The sequence below is a fragment of the Embleya sp. L77 genome, from assembly GCF_055557415.1.
The window spans coordinates 1,963,744-1,980,051 of the sequence record NZ_CM145709.1 but is presented as its reverse complement, the minus strand read 5'-3'; the positions used below and the strand labels follow the sequence as shown (position 1 = coordinate 1,980,051).

Annotated in this window: 12 protein-coding genes; 7 read left to right on the top strand and 5 right to left on the bottom strand. The window is 71.1% G+C overall.

The genetic code is table 11. The features are described 5' to 3' along the window. Positions 1-302 precede the first annotated feature (302 nt). The 5 genes from ACZOOI_RS07975 to ACZOOI_RS07955 all read right to left on the bottom strand — a co-directional run bounded on the left by ACZOOI_RS07975 (position 303) and on the right by ACZOOI_RS07955 (position 6,485). Positions 303-1,904, bottom strand: a complete 1,602-nt coding sequence (locus ACZOOI_RS07975) for an ABC transporter substrate-binding protein (RefSeq protein WP_465280074.1) — start codon at positions 1,902-1,904, stop codon at positions 303-305. Positions 1,905-2,113: 209 nt separating this feature from the next. Continuing rightward, complete coding sequence (locus tag ACZOOI_RS07970) at positions 2,114-3,415, bottom strand: oligopeptide/dipeptide ABC transporter ATP-binding protein (RefSeq protein ID WP_465280073.1); 1,302 nt, start codon at positions 3,413-3,415, stop codon at positions 2,114-2,116. Continuing rightward, positions 3,412-4,479: an ABC transporter ATP-binding protein gene (locus ACZOOI_RS07965; RefSeq protein WP_465280072.1), complete on the bottom strand. Its 1,068-nt coding sequence runs from the start codon at positions 4,477-4,479 to the stop codon at positions 3,412-3,414. Before ACZOOI_RS07965 ends, ACZOOI_RS07970 begins: the two co-directional genes overlap by 4 nt. 132 nt (positions 4,480-4,611) lie before the next feature. Then, on the bottom strand, positions 4,612-5,538 hold the full coding sequence (locus ACZOOI_RS07960; RefSeq protein WP_465280071.1) for an ABC transporter permease: 927 nt from the start codon (positions 5,536-5,538) through the stop codon (positions 4,612-4,614). Next, positions 5,535-6,485: an ABC transporter permease gene (locus tag ACZOOI_RS07955; protein ID WP_360310631.1), complete on the bottom strand. Its 951-nt coding sequence runs from the start codon at positions 6,483-6,485 to the stop codon at positions 5,535-5,537. Before ACZOOI_RS07955 ends, ACZOOI_RS07960 begins: the two co-directional genes overlap by 4 nt. A 618-nt stretch (positions 6,486-7,103) precedes the next feature. On the opposite strand from ACZOOI_RS07955, the gene ACZOOI_RS07950 reads away from it, so the two are divergent. The 7 genes from ACZOOI_RS07950 to ACZOOI_RS07920 all read left to right on the top strand — a co-directional run bounded on the left by ACZOOI_RS07950 (position 7,104) and on the right by ACZOOI_RS07920 (position 16,303). Then, positions 7,104-8,417 (top strand): ammonium transporter, encoded by a 1,314-nt coding sequence (locus tag ACZOOI_RS07950; protein ID WP_465280070.1) that lies wholly within the window; start codon positions 7,104-7,106, stop codon positions 8,415-8,417. Further along, positions 8,414-8,752, top strand: coding sequence for a P-II family nitrogen regulator (locus ACZOOI_RS07945; protein ID WP_360310627.1), 339 nt, complete (start codon positions 8,414-8,416; stop codon positions 8,750-8,752). Before ACZOOI_RS07950 ends, ACZOOI_RS07945 begins: the two co-directional genes overlap by 4 nt. 130 nt (positions 8,753-8,882) lie before the next feature. After that, complete coding sequence (locus ACZOOI_RS07940; protein ID WP_465280069.1) at positions 8,883-11,213, top strand: [protein-PII] uridylyltransferase; 2,331 nt, start codon at positions 8,883-8,885, stop codon at positions 11,211-11,213. Between the two features lie 324 nt (positions 11,214-11,537). Beyond that, positions 11,538-13,106, top strand: a complete 1,569-nt coding sequence (gene ffh, locus ACZOOI_RS07935; protein ID WP_391581393.1) for a signal recognition particle protein — start codon at positions 11,538-11,540, stop codon at positions 13,104-13,106. An 80-nt stretch (positions 13,107-13,186) separates the two neighbouring features. Then, positions 13,187-13,750, top strand: coding sequence for a GNAT family N-acetyltransferase (locus tag ACZOOI_RS07930; protein ID WP_465280068.1), 564 nt, complete (start codon positions 13,187-13,189; stop codon positions 13,748-13,750). Positions 13,751-13,776: 26 nt separating this feature from the next. Beyond that, complete coding sequence (locus ACZOOI_RS07925; RefSeq protein WP_465280067.1) at positions 13,777-15,495, top strand: alkyl sulfatase dimerization domain-containing protein; 1,719 nt, start codon at positions 13,777-13,779, stop codon at positions 15,493-15,495. 268 nt (positions 15,496-15,763) lie between these two features. Next, positions 15,764-16,303, top strand: coding sequence for a hypothetical protein (locus tag ACZOOI_RS07920; RefSeq protein WP_465280066.1), 540 nt, complete (start codon positions 15,764-15,766; stop codon positions 16,301-16,303). The last annotated feature ends 5 nt before the right edge of the window (positions 16,304-16,308 follow it).

Sequence of the window (16,308 nt, the reverse complement as noted above, 5' to 3'; positions counted from 1 at the left end):
GTCCGGGCTGTTGTGGCCGGGCGGCGGACGTGCTTGGTGCCGGGTACGTCGGCCGACTCGGGGGGAGAGGGCGACGGCGCCCCGGGTGGAGCATGGTGGTGCGTCCGTGCGGCTGTGCTGTTGTGCGGTGGTGCGTGCTACGCGACTGTCTGCAACCCTCGGGCGAGACACGTGAAGGCCGGGAATCACCAAGGTGATTCCCGGCCTCCACGAACCGACTGGTAAGGGTGCCGTCTCTTTCTACTGCCTTCCGGCGGTCTGGTCCATCAAGATCGGGTCACTGTTGTACTTCTGATGACCTGTCAGGCCTTTTTGCCGATGCGATCGAAGAGGAAGATGCCGTCGTTGGACAACTGCACCCCGGTCACCCCGGAGTGGAACACGCCCGCCACGACCGCCTCCTGGTAGACCCACAGCGGCATGTCCCGGTCCAACTGGAGCTGGAGCTGGGTGTAGGCGGCCCGGCGTCGGGCCGGGTCGGTGGTGTTGCGGGCGTCGTCGAGCGCCTTGTCCACCACGTCGTCGCCGTAGAAGCAGCAGTTGCTCGGGCTGCCCCGGTGCAGGTACTGGTACACCACCGGCTCGGGATCGTCGGCCAGCAGTTGGCTGACCTTGACGTCGAACGCCTCGGCCAGGTTGGAGCGCTTGACGAACTCGGCCAGGTCGGCGGTCTCCACGTCGACCGCGACTCCGGGATACTTCTCCAGGGTTTCCTTCATGTACCGGCCGAGTTCGTCGATCGCGCCGCTCTTGGGCGCGAAGAACTTGAGCCGCATCGGCTTGGCGCCGTTGTCGGTCACCCTGGCGAACAGCTCCGCGGCCTGCTTCGGCTTGTTCTCCGGCGCGGACAACTGCGGGTTGGCCAACGCGGTGGCCTGGTTGAAGATGCCGCGCGCGGGGGTGCCCGCGCCGCCGAACACGCGCCTGTTGATCTCCTCGCTGCTCAGCGCCAGCACGATCGCGCGCCGCACCTCGGGGTTGGCGGTGGGACCGCCGGAGGTGTCGAAGCTGAGCAACTGGCCGCCGGAGAGCGCGAGCGACTCGACGCCGACGCCCGCGTCGCGCGCGGCCTTGAGGGTGAACGCGTCGCTGACGTTGGCGACGTCGGCCTTGCCCTTCCTGACCTTGTCGACCGCCGCGCTGCCACTGGACTCGAAACGGAAGGTGAGGCTGTCCAGATACGGCTTGGCCGGGCCCTGCCAGTAGTTCGGGTTCTTCACCAGGGTCAGGTGGTCGCCCTTGACCCAGCCGCCCGGGCGCAGCATGAACGGGCCCGCGCCGACCGGGTGTTCGGCCAGCTTGTCGACTCCCTCGGCGATCGCCTTGGGCGAGGCGATGAAGGACAGGCTGCGTGCGACCAGGCGGTCGAAGTTGCCGTTCGGCTTGTCCAGGATGATCCGCAGCTCCAGCGCGTCGGCGCCGATCTGGCTCTTCATGCCCACCGTCGCGTCCCGCTGTCGCGACTTGGTGGTGGGCACCGCGTGCGTGTCCCAGTTGATCTTCACCGCCGCGGCATCGAAGACCGTGCCGTCGGTGAACTTGAGGTTGGGCCGCAGCCGCAGGCTCCAGATCTTGTTGCCGCCGCCCTCCACCGGGGCCAGGCTCTCGGCCAACTGCGGCTGTACGGAGCCGGTGACGGGGTTCGTCCAGACCAGGCTGTCGTACAGGGCCGCCATCCGGTTTCCGTCCGCCTGTGCGGCGTAGGAGGGCAGGAACGGGTCGAGGCTGCGGGCGTCGGCGGTGGCCAGAATGTCCAGCGAGCCGCCGGCTCGGGGAGTGCCCACCGCGCTGGGGGCCTCACCGGACTCGGAGCCGCAACCGGCCGCGGCCAACAGGCCGATCGCCGCGATCACGGCGGCGGTGCGACGGCGTGCCCGAAGGGCGAAAGGTCGTGCGTGTGCCACAGAAAACGTCCTCAAGCATGGAGCAGGCCGGCCGATGGCCGGATGCCGCGCGATGAGCGCGGTCAGCGCCGTGAGGCTACAACTCGACACGTGTCGCATCGTCGACGGGATGCCCGATTCGACCCCTGCACGGTCCACCCGGACACGGGCGTGTACGCACAGCGACGCGGTACGGCCCGGGTCGGCCGTACCGCGTCGGGGGCCTGCGGTCAGTCCCGCTTGGTCGCGTCGGGTGCGTCGGCTGCGGCCTTCGGCTCGGTTCCGGGCTCGGAGTCGGCCTTGGCCTCGCGCTCGGGCTCGGAGTCGGGTTCGGCCTCGGCCTTCGGCTCGGGCACCGGCTCGGCCTCGGCCTTCGGTGCCGACTTCGCCTCCGGCTCGGGCTTCGATTCCGGCTTCGCCTCGGTCCCGGCCTCCGGTTCCGACTTCGCCTCGGGCTCGGCCTTCGGCGCGGCCTCGACGGCCGGCGTGGTCCGCTCGAACACCGCCGCCTCGCCGACCAACGGGAAGTGGCACGCCACCCGATGTCCCGGCGCGATCTCGCGCAGCGTCGGCACGTGCGCCGCGCATTCCTCGCGCGCGATCGGGCAGCGGGTGCGGAACCGGCAGCCGCTGGGCGGGTTCATCGGCGAGGGGATCTCGCCCTTGAGCGAGGGCCCGGCCGGCGCCGCCGCGGGGTCGGGCGCGGGCACCGCGTCGAGCAGGGCCCGGGTGTACGGGTGCGCGGGCGAGTCGTAGATGGCCGCGGTGTCGCCGGTCTCGGCGATGGTGCCCAGGTACATCACCGCGACGTCGTCGCTGATGTTGCGCACCACCGCGAGGTCGTGCGCGACGAAGATCATCGACACGCCGGTGCGGTTCTTCATCTCGTCGAGCAGGTCGAGCACCTGCGCCTGCACCGACACGTCCAGGGACGCCACCGGCTCGTCGCAGATCAGCAGGTCCGGGTCGACCACCATGGCCCGGGCGATGGCGATCCGCTGGCACTGGCCGCCGGAGAACTGGTGCGGACGCCGGTCCGAGACCAACTCCGGGTCCAGGCCCACCTGGCGCAGCACCGCCTCCACCCGCGGCCGGATCTCCTCGGCGGACATCCCGGAGATGACCAGGCCCTCGGCGACGATGTCGAAGATCTTCCGGCGTGGGTTCAGCGCCGAGATGGGGTCCTGGAACACCATCTGGATCCGCCGACGCATCGTGCGCAGACCGGCCTTGGGCAGGGTGGTGAGCTCCTGCCCGTCGAACCGGACCGAGCCCTCGGACGGCTTGGTCAACTGCAGGATGGCCCGGGCCAGCGTGGACTTGCCGCACCCGGACTCGCCGACCAGGCCCAGCGTGCGGCCGCGCCCGAGCTCGAAGCTCACGCCCGCGACCGCGTTCATCATCCCGCCGGGCACCCGGAAGCGTTGGACCAGGTCGGTGACCGTGAGCAGCGGATCGGTGCCGGTCGAGGTCTCGGCGGCGGGCTTGTCGTCCAGGGCGAGCGCGCCCGGCGCGGTGCCGTCGGCGGTCATGCGGAGGCCTCCTTCATCAGGGACGGCTGCCCGCTCTCGACACCCTCGGCGGGGGCGACGTCCTCGCCGACGGGGTGATGGCAGGCGAACCGGTGTGCGCCGAGTTCGTCGCCGAGCTCGGGTCGCTCCTCGCGGCACAGGTCGTCCGCCGCCGTGCAGCGGGCCGCGAACGCACAACCGGACTTGAGCGTGACCAGGTCCGGCGGGGCGCCGGGAATCGCCCGCGGGCGCTGGTCGCGGGGCACGTCCAGGCGCGGCACGGCGCCCAGCAGGGCCTCGGTGTAGCGATGCCGGCGGTGCAGGAACAGGTCTGCGGTGGGGGAGTGTTCGACCATGCGACCGGCGTACATCACGGCGATCTGGTCGGTGCGCCCGGCCACCACGCCCAGGTCGTGGCTGACCAGGATCATGCCCATGCCGCGTTCGGCCTGGATCTCCTGGAGCAGGTCGAGGATCTGCCGCTGCACGGTCACGTCCAGCGCGGTGGTCGCCTCGTCCGCGATCAGCACGTCGGGGTCGCAGGCGAGTGCCATCGCGATGGTCACCCGCTGGCGCATGCCGCCGGAGAGCTGGTGCGGGTACTGCCGGGCGCGCTTGATCGGCTCGGGGATGCCGACCAGCTTGAGCAGTTCGATCGCGCGCTCGCCGGCCTCCTTCTTGCCCAGGCCCAGGTGCAGCCGCATCGACTCGGTGAGCTGTCGGTCGATCCGCAGCACCGGGTTGAGCGAGGTCATCGGGTCCTGGAAGACCATCGCGATCCGGTTGCCCCAGATCTTGCGGGCCTCCTTGCGCGGTACGCCCACCAGTTCGCGGCCGTCCAGGCGCACACTGCCGTGGATGTTGGCGATCGAGGGGCAGATGCCCATCAGCGAGCGCACGAGCATCGACTTGCCCGAGCCGGACTCGCCGACCAGGCCGAGCGTCTCGCCGCGTTCGATGCTGAAGGACACCCCGTCCACCGCCTTGAGCAGCCCGCGCGGGGTGTCCAGGTGCACCCGCAGGTCGGTGGCCCGCAGCAGTGGTTCGTCCGGCGTGGGCGAGCCGGTCGTCTTCGGCTCCGCCATGGTCACCACGCCACCTTCGCGCCGCGCGGCTGTTGGATCCCGTCCATGTGTGCGGTCCCGTCTGTGTGAGGGGGTCGAAGAACGAGGCCGACGGCGGTCCCGTGGGAGGCGGGACCGCCGTCGATCCCTCGGCTACAGCTTGGTGTCGCGGACGTCGAACTTGGCACGCAGCCGGTCGCCGATGACGTTGAGCGAGAAGACGGTCAGGAACAGCACCCCGCAGGGCACGAACACCTGGGCCGGATACAGCGAGAGGTCGTCCCGGGCGGCGTTGATCATGCCGCCCCAGCTGGGCATCGGCGGCGGGATGCTCAGGCCGAGGAAGGACAGCGAACCCTCCGCGACGATCAGCACGGCCATCACGATCACCGAGTACGACATCACCGCGGGGAACGTGTTGGGCAACAGTTCCTTGAAGATGATCCGACCCGGCCCCGCGCCCATCGCCTTGGCCACCGTGACGTATTCGCGGTTGGACTGGGCGATCGCGCTCGCCTTGGTCAGCCGGGTGAAGCCGGGGATGGTGAGCACGGCCAGACCCGCGGTGATGCTGGTCTGCGACGGCTCGTACACCGAGGACAGCGCGAGCAGCAGGATCAGCGGCGGGAAGGCCAGCAGCGCGTCGGAGAACAGGTCGATGATCATTTCGGTGATGCCGCGGAAGTAGGCCGCGACCAGGCCGAGCAGACCACCGATGATGACGCCGACCACGACCGACACCAGTGCGACGATCATCGACACGCGTGCGCCGAAGGCGAGCCGGGTCAGGTGGCTGCGGCCGAGACCGTCGGTGCCGAGGAACTCGGGCCAGGCCGAGAACGGCTTCTGCTTCGCGTCGCCGAACGCCTGCCCGTACTCGTGCGGGAAGACGCCCGGGGCGATCAGGCTCAGCACCGCGCCGAGCAGCACGATGGCCATCCACCCGATCGCGAACCACAGCAGCACGCTGGGCCGCTTACGGGCCTTGCCGGTCTTGGCCCGCTTGACCTGCGAGGGGCGCAGGCCCGTGGGTTCGGCCGCGCCGAGGGCCGGCTCCGGGGCGGTTTCGAGTGTGCTCATCGGGCCCTCACTCTCGGGTCGATGAGTGAGTAGCCGATGTCCACGAGCGTGTTGAGCAGCACGTAGACGATCGCGATCACCACGACCGTGCCCTGGACGACCGGGATGTCCTTGCCGTTGATCGCCTGGTACATGCCCTGCCCCAGGCCGGGGATGGAGAAGTACGACTCGACGATGACGGTGCCGCCGATCAGCCGGCCCAGGGTCAGTCCGGAGACGGTCAGCAGCGAGAACGACGAGGGCCGCAGGGCGTGTCGGAACAGTACGTACGACGTCGACAGGCCCTTGGACCGAGCGGTCAGGATGAAGTCCTCCTGGAGCGTGGCGAGCATGTCGCTGCGCAGGAGGCGTTGGAACTGGGGGATCTCGGCGAGGGCCAGCGCGAGCGCGGGCAGGAACGCGAACTCGATGTTCTTGGCGAAGTCGATCGAGATGTACTCCCATCCCGTCGGCTTGAACGCCGCGATCATCTCCCGGTTCGCGAAGAAGTAGACGAGAAGGAACACGCTCACGAAGGTGGGGATCGACAGCAGCGCCGAGGACACGCCGCCCACGACACGGTCGACGCGACCGCCTGCCTTCGCGGCCGTCCACACACCCAGCGGCACGGCCACGATCAGGGCCATGAGGAGGGCGAAGACGGCGAGTTCCAAGGTCACCGGGAAACGCTCGGTGATGCCGTCCATGACGGGGGTTCGAGTCTTCAGCGACTCCCCGAGGTCGCCGGTGAGCGCGTGGCCCACCCAGGTCACGTATCGGACGGGCAGCGACTTGTCGTACCCGAACTCGTGCTCCAGGTCCTTGAGATCCTGGGGCGTGGAGCCGGGGCCGAGCATCTGGGCGACCGGTGAACCGTCCACCAGGTCGGGCAGGGCCGTGGTCGCGAACGTCACCAGGAACAGCACCGGAATCAGAGCCAGCAACTTGCGACCGAGCAGGCGCAACACGACGGTGTCACCCCCTCTCGCTGGTCTGGTCGGTTGACGAGGTCTGTTGACGTTCCGTGCGGTGGTGCGGTCGTGCGCTCGCGCGAAACCGCCGAATCCCGGACAGGGCCGATCACCTGTGGTGACACGTGCCTTGACGGGTCGTCAGTTAAGCGCGGTGATTAATTACGGCAGTGGGCGCGATCAATGTCAATGGATTCAACGCAACCGTTAGCGGGTCGAAAACGTCCGGTGCGAACCGGAGCGTCGGGCTCCGGCGGCACGTGTCGACCTGCGGGAATAAGGTGCGGAGGCCAACTAACTGACGGTGCGTCAGATGTCGTCGACGGGCTGTGTGTGGGTCGCCCGCCGCTCACCTGCGGGACACCCGCCGGCCGCCTCGCGCGCGAGCCCGGATCCCTCCACCGCGCGTTTGGAGACCGGCCGGCCGCGGGTCGAGGGATTGGCGCGATCCGCCCGGCCGTGCGCGTGAGCGGACGTTCATCCGCCGGAAACACATGTGCGGCAAGCGTCACGTCGGCGAAACACGTCGCGCCACGGCGTGAAACCTCACGCCCCGAAGCTCCTTTCCATGAGTTCCCGGAGGTCGGCCGGGGCCACGGAGAAGAGAGGCAGAGTATGGACACGGGTAACACCGCATTCGTACTCCTGAGCGCCGCACTGGTCATGCTCATGACGCCCGGGCTGGCGTTCTTCTACGGCGGCATGGTCCGCGTGAAGAGCGTCCTCAACATGCTGATGATGAGCTTCATCTGCCTGGCTGTCGTGACGGTGCTGTGGGTGCTCTACGGGTTTTCGATGACGTTCTCCACGGACGCCTTCGGCGGCCTGGTGGGGAACCTCGACTGGTACGGCATGCGCGACATCGGGGTCGCCGAGTTGTGGGACGGCTACACGATCCCGGTGACGGTGTTCGCGGCCTTCCAGCTGATGTTCGCGATCATCACCCCGGCGCTGATCAGCGGCGCCGTCGCGGACCGTACCAAGTTCACCGCCTGGGCCGTGTTCGTGGCGTTCTGGGTCACCCTGGTCTACTTCCCCATCGCGCACTGGGTCTGGGCCGCGGACGGCTGGTTGTTCGAGAAGGGCGTGATCGACTTCGCCGGCGGTACGGCGGTGCACATCAACGCCGGTATCGCCGCGCTGGCCCTGATCCTGGTGATCGGCAAGCGGGTCGGCTTCAAGCGGGACCCGATGCGCCCGCACAACCTGCCGCTGGTGATGATCGGCGCCGGCCTGCTGTGGTTCGGCTGGTTCGGCTTCAACGCCGGGTCCTGGCTCGCCGCGGACGGCGTCACCGGCCGCGCCCTGATCAACACCCAGATCGCCACCGCCGCGGCCATGCTCGGCTGGCTGTTCCTGGAGAAGATCCGGGACGGACACCTGACCACCCTGGGCGCCGCGTCCGGCGCGGTGGCCGGCCTGGTCGCGATCACCCCCGCGTGCGGTGCGCTCAGCCCGCTCGGCTCGATCGCCCTGGGCCTGGTCGCCGGCGCGGTGTGCGCCTGGGCGGTGGGCCTGAAGTACAAGCTCGGCTACGACGACTCGCTCGACGTGGTCGGTGTGCACCTGGTCGGCGGCATCATCGGTTCGCTCGCCCCCGGCTTCCTGGCCACCGGTCACGTCCAGAGCGACGCCGAGGGCTTGTTCTACGGTGGGGGCTTCGACCAGCTGGGCAAGCAGCTGATCGGCGTCGGTGCCGTCCTGGCCTACTCCTTCGTCGTCACGTTCATCCTGGGCACGGTCATTCACAAGACCATCGGCTTCCGGGTGTCCGAGGACGACGAGGTGGCCGGCATCGACCAGGTCGAGCACGCCGAGACCGGGTACGACTTCGCCACACTCGGCGGTTCCACCCGAGCGTCGGCGGGCATCGGCACCTCTACGGGCGCGGGCGCCGCGGCGCCCGCCGACACGAAGGTGGATGCGTGAAGCTCATCACGGCGGTGATCAAGCCGCACCGGCTCGACGACGTGAAGAACGCCCTCCAGGCGTTCGGCGTCCACGGCCTCACCGTGACCGAGGCGAGCGGCTACGGCCGGCAGCGCGGCCACACCGAGGTCTACCGGGGCGCCGAGTACCAGGTCGACCTCGTGCCGAAGGTGCGCATCGAGGTCGTCGCGGACGACGAGGACGCCGAGGAACTGCTCGACGTCCTGGTCAAGGCCGCCCGCACCGGCAAGATCGGCGACGGCAAGGCGTGGATCGTCCCGGTGGACAGCGTGGTGCGGGTGCGCACCGGCGAGCGCGGCCCGGAAGCCCTGTAGCACCCCGATGGCCGGTCCCGCCCCGAAGGCAGTCTTCGGGGACGGGTCCGGCCATCCGCCTTCGTGTCGACCGCTCGCAGCGCCCGGCGGCCCGTGCCGCCGGCGCGTGTGAACGAGGGAGCAGGCCCCGATGGAACCGACCGCCACCTCGCGGTACACCCGCGCCAGGGACGACCTCCTGGCCGATCCCGCCGGGCCCACCGGCGTGGCCCGTCGACAGGCGCTCGGCGCGCTGTCGGACCGCTGGCTGACCGAACTGTTCACCGCCGCGGGCGCGCCGACCGAGGGCGTGAGCCTGGTCGCGGTCGGCGGCTACGGCCGACGTGAGCTGTCCCCGGGCAGCGACCTGGACCTGGTCCTGCTGCACGAGGGCCACGACCGGATCACCGAACTCGCCGACGCGATCTGGTACCCGGTCTGGGACGCGGGCATCGCCCTGGACCACTCGGTGCGCACTCCCGACGAGGCCCGCCGAGCCGCCGCCGAGGACCTGCGGGTGCAGACCGGCCTGCTCGACATCCGCCACATCGCCGGCGACGCCGACCTGACCACAGCGCTGCGCACGTCGATGTTCGGCGCGTGGCGTGCGGCGGCGGTCAAGCGGCTGCCCGAGCTGTTGGAGTCCTGCCGCGAGCGTGCGCAGCGCCACGGCGAGGTCGCCTTCCTGCTCGAACCCGACCTCAAGGAGGCCCGGGGCGGCCTGCGCGACGCGACCGCACTGCGGGCCGTCTCGGCCTCGTGGATCGCGGACGCGCCGCACGAGGAGGTGGACACCGCCCGGGCCACGCTGCTCGACGTGCGCGACGCACTGCACCTGGTCACCGGGCGCGGCGCGGATCGACTGCTGCTCCAGGAGCAGGACGCGGTCGCCCGGCGGCTGGGCCTGCTGGACGCGGACACCCTCCTGCGCCGGGTCTCCGAGGCGGCCCGGGCGCTGACCTACGCATCCGACGTGACCTGGCGCGAGGTGTGCCGGGTGCTCGCGGCGCGCGAGGCGGGCGCCGGGATACGCCGGCTGCGCCGGGCCCGGACCGGGGTGTCCGCACGCACGCCGCTGGCCGAGGGCGTGGTCGAGTACGCCGGCGAGGTGGTGCTCGCACAGGCCGCGCAGCCGGCCCGGGACCCGGTGTTGTTGCTGCGCGCCGCCGCGGCCGCCGCGCAGGCCGGCCTGCCGCTGTCCCGACACACCGTGGACCGGCTCGCGATCGAGTGCCCGCCGTTGGCCGATCCGTGGCCGCCGGCCGCCCGCGAGGCGTTCGTGTCGCTGCTCGGCGCCGGGCGGGACGTGTTGCCGGTCTGGGAGGCGTTGGAGTCCAAGCGGCTGATCACCGGGTTGTTGCCGGACTGGGAGCGGGTGCGCTGTCGTCCGCAGCGCAACGCGGTGCACCGCTTCACGGTCGACCGGCACCTGATCGAGACCGCGATCGAGGCCGCCGCGCACACTCGCCGGGTGGCCCGGCCGGACCTGCTCCTGGTGGCCGCGCTGCTGCACGACATCGGCAAGGGCTGGCCGGGCGACCACAGTGTGAGCGGCGAGGTGATCGCGCGCGAGGCCGCGGCGCGGATGGGCTTCGCCAAGAACGACGTGGACGTGCTGGGCACCCTGGTGCGCCACCACCTGCTCCTGGTGGACACCGCGACCCGGCGCGACCTGGACGATCCGACCACCGTGGCGGCGTTCGCCGAGGCGGTGGGCAGCGTGGAAACCCTCGATCTGCTCCACGCGCTCACCGAGGCCGACGCCGCCGCCACCGGACCCGCCGCGTGGAGCGAGTGGCGGGACGCCCTGGTCCGGGACCTCGTCGCCCGGACCAGGGCGGTGTTCGCCGGCCGGCCCGCCCCGGCGGTGTCCGAGCGGATCGTCACCGCCGACGTGTCGGGCGAACTTCCGGTGGTGCGGCTGGAACCGCTGCCCTTCGGGGCCGAGGTGACCATCGCGGCGCCGGACCGGGTCGGCCTGATGGCGCTCTCCGCGGGGGTGCTGGCGCTGCACCGCCTCACCGTGCGCTCGGCCGCGATCGACGTGATCGAGGAGTTGGGCGTCACCGTGTGGACGGTGGAGACCGAGTTCGGCCGGCTGCCCGACCCGGCCGCACTGCGCGAGGACGTGCGCAGGGCCCTGGCCGGCGGCCTGGACGTGGCCGCCCGGCTGGCCAAGCGGGAGGCGGCCTACCCGCCCCGGCGCGGCACCACCCGGGCGCCCGCCCGGGTGGAGGTGATCGCGGACGCGTCGGAGAGTGCGACCGTCCTGGAGGTGCGGGCGCACGACAGCCCCGGGCTGCTGCACCGGATCGGCAAGGCGCTGGCCGACGCCCGGGTGAGCGTGCGTCAGGCCCGGGTCGGCACGCACGGCGCGGACGCGGTGGACGCCTTCTACGTGGTCGCCCCGAACGGGAGCCCGTTGACCGCCGCCGACGCCCGGAGCCTGGCCAGGTCGCTGGAGAAGGCGCTCGCGCCGTGATCAGCGGCCCGGCGCCGCGGCCCGGGCCACGCACGCCGTGATCGCAGGAACCGGCGCCACCGCCTCCCGGGCACGCGTGCCGCGGCCCGGGAGGCGGTGGCGCCGGGCCGGCCGGCGGGCGGGTTCCCGGGTCGATGCCCGTGCCGCTGCCCCTTCGCGCCGGCGTCGGCCGGGGCGCCCCGGGCCGGTGTCCCCGAGGGGGCGAACGGCGCCGGTCACGGCGTCGGCGGGTGGATCCCGGACGCGTGCCCCCGCCACGACCGCTCCTCGGGCGGTTAGGCTGGGCCCGACACCACCCGTATCTGACGAAGGACCTCTGCCGACGTGTTCGACACTCTCTCCGACCGCCTCGCAGCGACCTTCAAGAACCTTCGCGGCAAGGGGCGGCTCTCCGAAGCCGACATCGACGCCACCGCACGCGAGATCCGCGTCGCCCTCCTGGAGGCCGACGTGGCCCTCCCGGTGGTCCGCGAGTTCATCGGACGCGTCAAGGAACGCGCCCGGGGCGCCGAGGTGTCGGGTGCGCTCAACCCGGCCCAGCAGATCGTCAAGATCGTCAACGAGGAGCTCGTCGGGATCCTCGGCGGCGAGACCCGCCGGTTGCGCTTCGCCAAGACCGGCCCCACGGTGATCATGCTCGCCGGCCTCCAGGGCGCGGGCAAGACCACCCTGGCGGGCAAGCTGGGCAAGTGGCTCAAGGAGCAGAAGCACCAACCGCTCCTGGTGGCCTGCGACCTCCAGCGCCCGAACGCGGTCAACCAGCTCTCCGTGGTCGCCCAGCGGGCCGGCGTCGCGGTCTACGCGCCCGAGCCCGGCAACGGCGTCGGCGACCCGGTCAAGGTCGCCCGCGACTCGATCGAGTTCGCCAAGACCAAGCAGTACGACGTGGTCGTGGTGGACACCGCCGGCCGCCTGGGCATCGACGCCGAGATGATGCAGCAGGCCGCGGACATCCGGGACGCGGTCAAGCCGGACGAGATCCTGTTCGTCGTCGACGCGATGATCGGTCAGGACGCGGTGGTCACCGCACAGGCCTTCCTCGACGGCGTCGGCTTCGACGGTGTGGTGCTCTCCAAGCTCGACGGCGACGCGCGCGGTGGCGCGGCCCTGTCGGTCGCGTCGGTGACCGGCCGGCAGATCATGTTCGCCTCCAGCGGCGAGAAGCTCGACGAGTTCGACGCCTTCCACCCGGACCGGATGGCCTCGCGCATCCTGGGCATGGGCGACATGCTCAGCCTGATCGAGATGGCCGAGGCCAAGTACGACCAGGACCTCGCGCTCAAGGCCGCCGAGAAGCTGCACGGCGGCGGCAACAACTTCACCCTGGAGGACTTCCTCCAGCAGATGGAGCAGGTCAAGAAGCTCGGCTCGATCTCGAAGCTGCTCGGCATGCTGCCCGGCATGGGCGCGATGAAGGAGCAGATCGACAACATCGACGACCGCGACCTGGACCGGGTCGCGGCGATCATCAAGTCGATGACGCCGGCCGAGCGGGCGGACGTGAAGATCCTCAACGGCTCGCGCCGGGCCCGGATCGCCAAGGGTGCCGGTACCGAGGTCAACGCGGTCAACAACCTGATCGAGCGGTTCGTCGAGGCCCGCAAGATGATGGGGCAGATGGCCAAGGGCGGCGGCATGCCGGGAATGCCCGGGATGCCGGGCATGGGCGGCGGCGCCGGCAAGAAGAAGGGCAAGGCGCCCAAGCAGGCCAAGGGCAAGCGCCAGTCGGGCAACCCGATGAAGCGCAAGCAGGAGGCGGCGGCCGAGGCGGCGCGCCGCGAGGAGCGCGCGGCGAACCCGTTCGGCCTGCCGGCCGGCGGCGGTGCGGGGGGCGCGGCCGACTTCGAACTGCCCGAGGAGTTCAAGAACTTCCTGCCGCCGGGCCAGAAGTAGCCCCGGCCGCGACACGGGACCACCGCACCCGGGGACGACCCCGGGTGCGGTCGGATCGGACGACGAAGGGACACAGGCAGATGGCGGGGGTCGTGGACCTGTACACCGTGCCCGGTGCCCGGGTGGGCATCCGCGCGCCGCGGGAGTCGGACGCGGCGGCGTCCGCCGCGGCGATCCGCCGCTCGGACCACATCGCACGCTGGAATCCGTCCGACCCGGACGACCTGCCGGACCTGATCCGCCGACAGAGCGACACCTTCCGCACGTTCCTGGTGGTGGATCTCGCCGATACGGCCCTGGCCGGCCGGGTCAACGTCTCGAACATCGTGCGCTCGCGGTTCTGCAACGCCTCGCTCGGCTACGACGCGTACAAGCCGTACGCGGGCACCGGGCGGATGACCGAGGCTCTCGCCCTGGTGATCGATCGGGTGTTCGCGGCGGACGGGCTGGGGCTGCACCGGCTGGAGATCAACGTGCAACCGGGAAACGAGAGTTCGATCGCGCTCGCGCGCCGGATGGGCTTTCGGCACGAGGGCTTCACGCCGCGGATGCTCTTCATCAACGACGCGTGGCGCGACCACGAACGCTTCGCGCTGACCGCGGAGGAGTGGCCCGGGGCGGAGAAGGCGATTCTTCCCTCGTAGCGCCGGACGTGGCAGGCTGCCCGCCCATGACGTACGAGGTCGAGCCTGCCGTTCATCCCGAACTCGCCGCCCATACCGCGCACTTCACCAAGCGCGTGTACACCGTGGCCGAGCACGTACACGTCGCCGTGGGCTGGTCCTCGGCCAATGCGACGGTGATCGAAGGCCCCGACGGCCTGGTGGTCGTCGACACCGGCAGCGGCGCGGATCTGGCCGCCGTGATCGAGGCGGAGGTGCGCCCGCACCTGAGCGACCCGCAGGCACCGGTCCGGGCCGTGGTGGTCACCCACCATCACCCCGACCACGTGAACGGCCTGAGCCACTGGGCCGCGACGCCGGACGTGGACGTGTACGCACACCGGACGTTCCTGGCGAGTCTGACCGACCAGTCCGGTCCCGCGCTGCACATCATGGGCCTGCGCTCGGTGTACTCGCTCGGCAACCTGCTCGCCCCCTCGGACACCGAGGGGGTCAACGACGCGGTCGGCCCGCACGCGGGGGTGGGCACACCGTCGTTCGTGATGCCCACGGTGCTGGTGGGCGACGAGTTGGAGACCGAGGTCGCGGGCGTGCGGCTGCGCCTGTTCCACAATCCCGGCGAGACCGACGACGCGATCAGCGTGTACCTCCCGGACAGCGACGTGCTCCTGTGCGGGGACACCATCCAGGGCCCGACCCTGCCGAACATCCATACCCTGCGCGGTTGTCGCTACCGCGACCCGATGCAGTGGGTGCGCAGCATCGACGCGCTGCGCGCGCACCGGGCCGCGCACCTGATCCCCAGTCACGGGCAGCCGGTGTCGGGAGCCGCGAAGGTGGCCGAGGTGCTGGCGGTGGAGCGGGACTGCATCCAGTACATCCACGACCAGACGGTGCGCCGGATGAACGAGGGGCTGACCCCGGACGAGTTGGCCGAGACCGTCGAACTGCCCGAACACCTGGCCTCGTACGCGCCCTACGCACGCGAGTACTACGGCACGGTCAAGCACACCGTGCGGCAGATCTTCTTCGGCTACCTGGGCTGGTTCGGCGGCGATCCGGTCGACCTGGACCCGCTGCCCCGGGCCGAACACGCGCGCCGGACGGTGGAGTTGATGGGCGGCCGGGAACGCGTGCTGGACGCGGCGACGCAGGCGTACGCGGCGGCCGAGTACCAGTGGGCGGCCGAGTTGGCCACGCACCTGACCCGGATCGACCGCGAGGACGCGGACGCGCGCTCGGTCAAGGCCGCCGCGTTTCGCCGGCTGGGCTACGCGCAGCTCAACATCAACTGGCGGAACTGGTACCTGACCAGCGCCGACGAGCTGGAGGACCGGATCCAGCCGATCCTGCCGCTGATCAACTTCGCGGCGATCTTCGCACCGAGGGACCTGGTCGCGCAGATCCCGGCGGCGTGGCTGATCGAGCTGTACACGACCCGACTGCGGGCCGAGGAGGCGCTGGACGTGGACGCCGTGCTCGGCTGGCGGGTGCTGGGCGGGGTCCACGGCCAGGAGGAGGTCGCGCTGCACATCCACCGCGGCGTCGCCCGCTTCCTGCGCGAGATCCCCTCGGACGCCGAGGTGATCCTCGAACTCCCGCGCGAAACCGTGGAATCGCTGCACCTGGGCCGCACCGACCTGCGCGGCGCCCTGGCCGGCGAGGACGCCCGCACCACCCGGGGCGGCGCCGAACGGGCGGTGACCCTGCTCGATCTCTTCGACCCGGCCCAACCGAAGAAGCCCACCGAACTCACGCTGCGCTGAGCCCCCCACATCCGGTCGGCGGCACCCGGGTCCCGGGTGCCGCCGTGCGGCTGCGAAGCGGGGCGGGCAGCGGTTCGCCCGCGAGGTGGAGGCGGCGCGTCGGGTGCGGGGCCCGTGCGCCGCACCGGTCGTGGTCGCGGACGCGGAAGCCGGGTGCCCTGGCCGGCCACCGCGGGCATCCCCGGGATGGCGCTCGGCGACGCCGTCACCGCACTCGGCGCTCGGGAACGGACGATAACGGTCGCGTGGGTCGATCGTTGGTCGGGGCATGACTACTTCTCGACGGTTGCTCGGCGCCCTGATGGCGGGCTTCTGTGCGATTTCGTCGGCCGGCGGGGTGTGGCCGGTCCGGGCGACGGTGCTCGGCGAGGCGTCGGTCGGCCCGGACCCGGCCCGGCCGTGGGTGTTGCGCGAGGGCTCGATGGTCGTGTCGCCGAAGGACTTCGACTTCCTGTGCGGGGCGATCGCGTCGGCGCCGCGGCAGATCACCCTGCGGCTGTTTCCCGACGTGGTCGTGCGGGTCGTGGAGGACGCCGTCGAGGTCGACGAGGAGGGCACCGCGATGTGGTCCGGACACGTGTTGCACGCCCCGGCGAGCCCGATCGACTTCGCGGTCACCGGCACCTGCCCGGGCGGGCCGGTGTCCGTGGCCGGCGCCGTCGACATCGGCGAACTGACCTATGCCCTGACCCCCGGCCCGTTCGGCACCAACCAGGTGCGGGTCGAGGAGATCGCCCGCTGGGCGATCCCGGTCGACGAGCGCCCGCCCGTCCATGCGGCAAAGGCCGGTAAAGGGGCATCACGATAAAATTC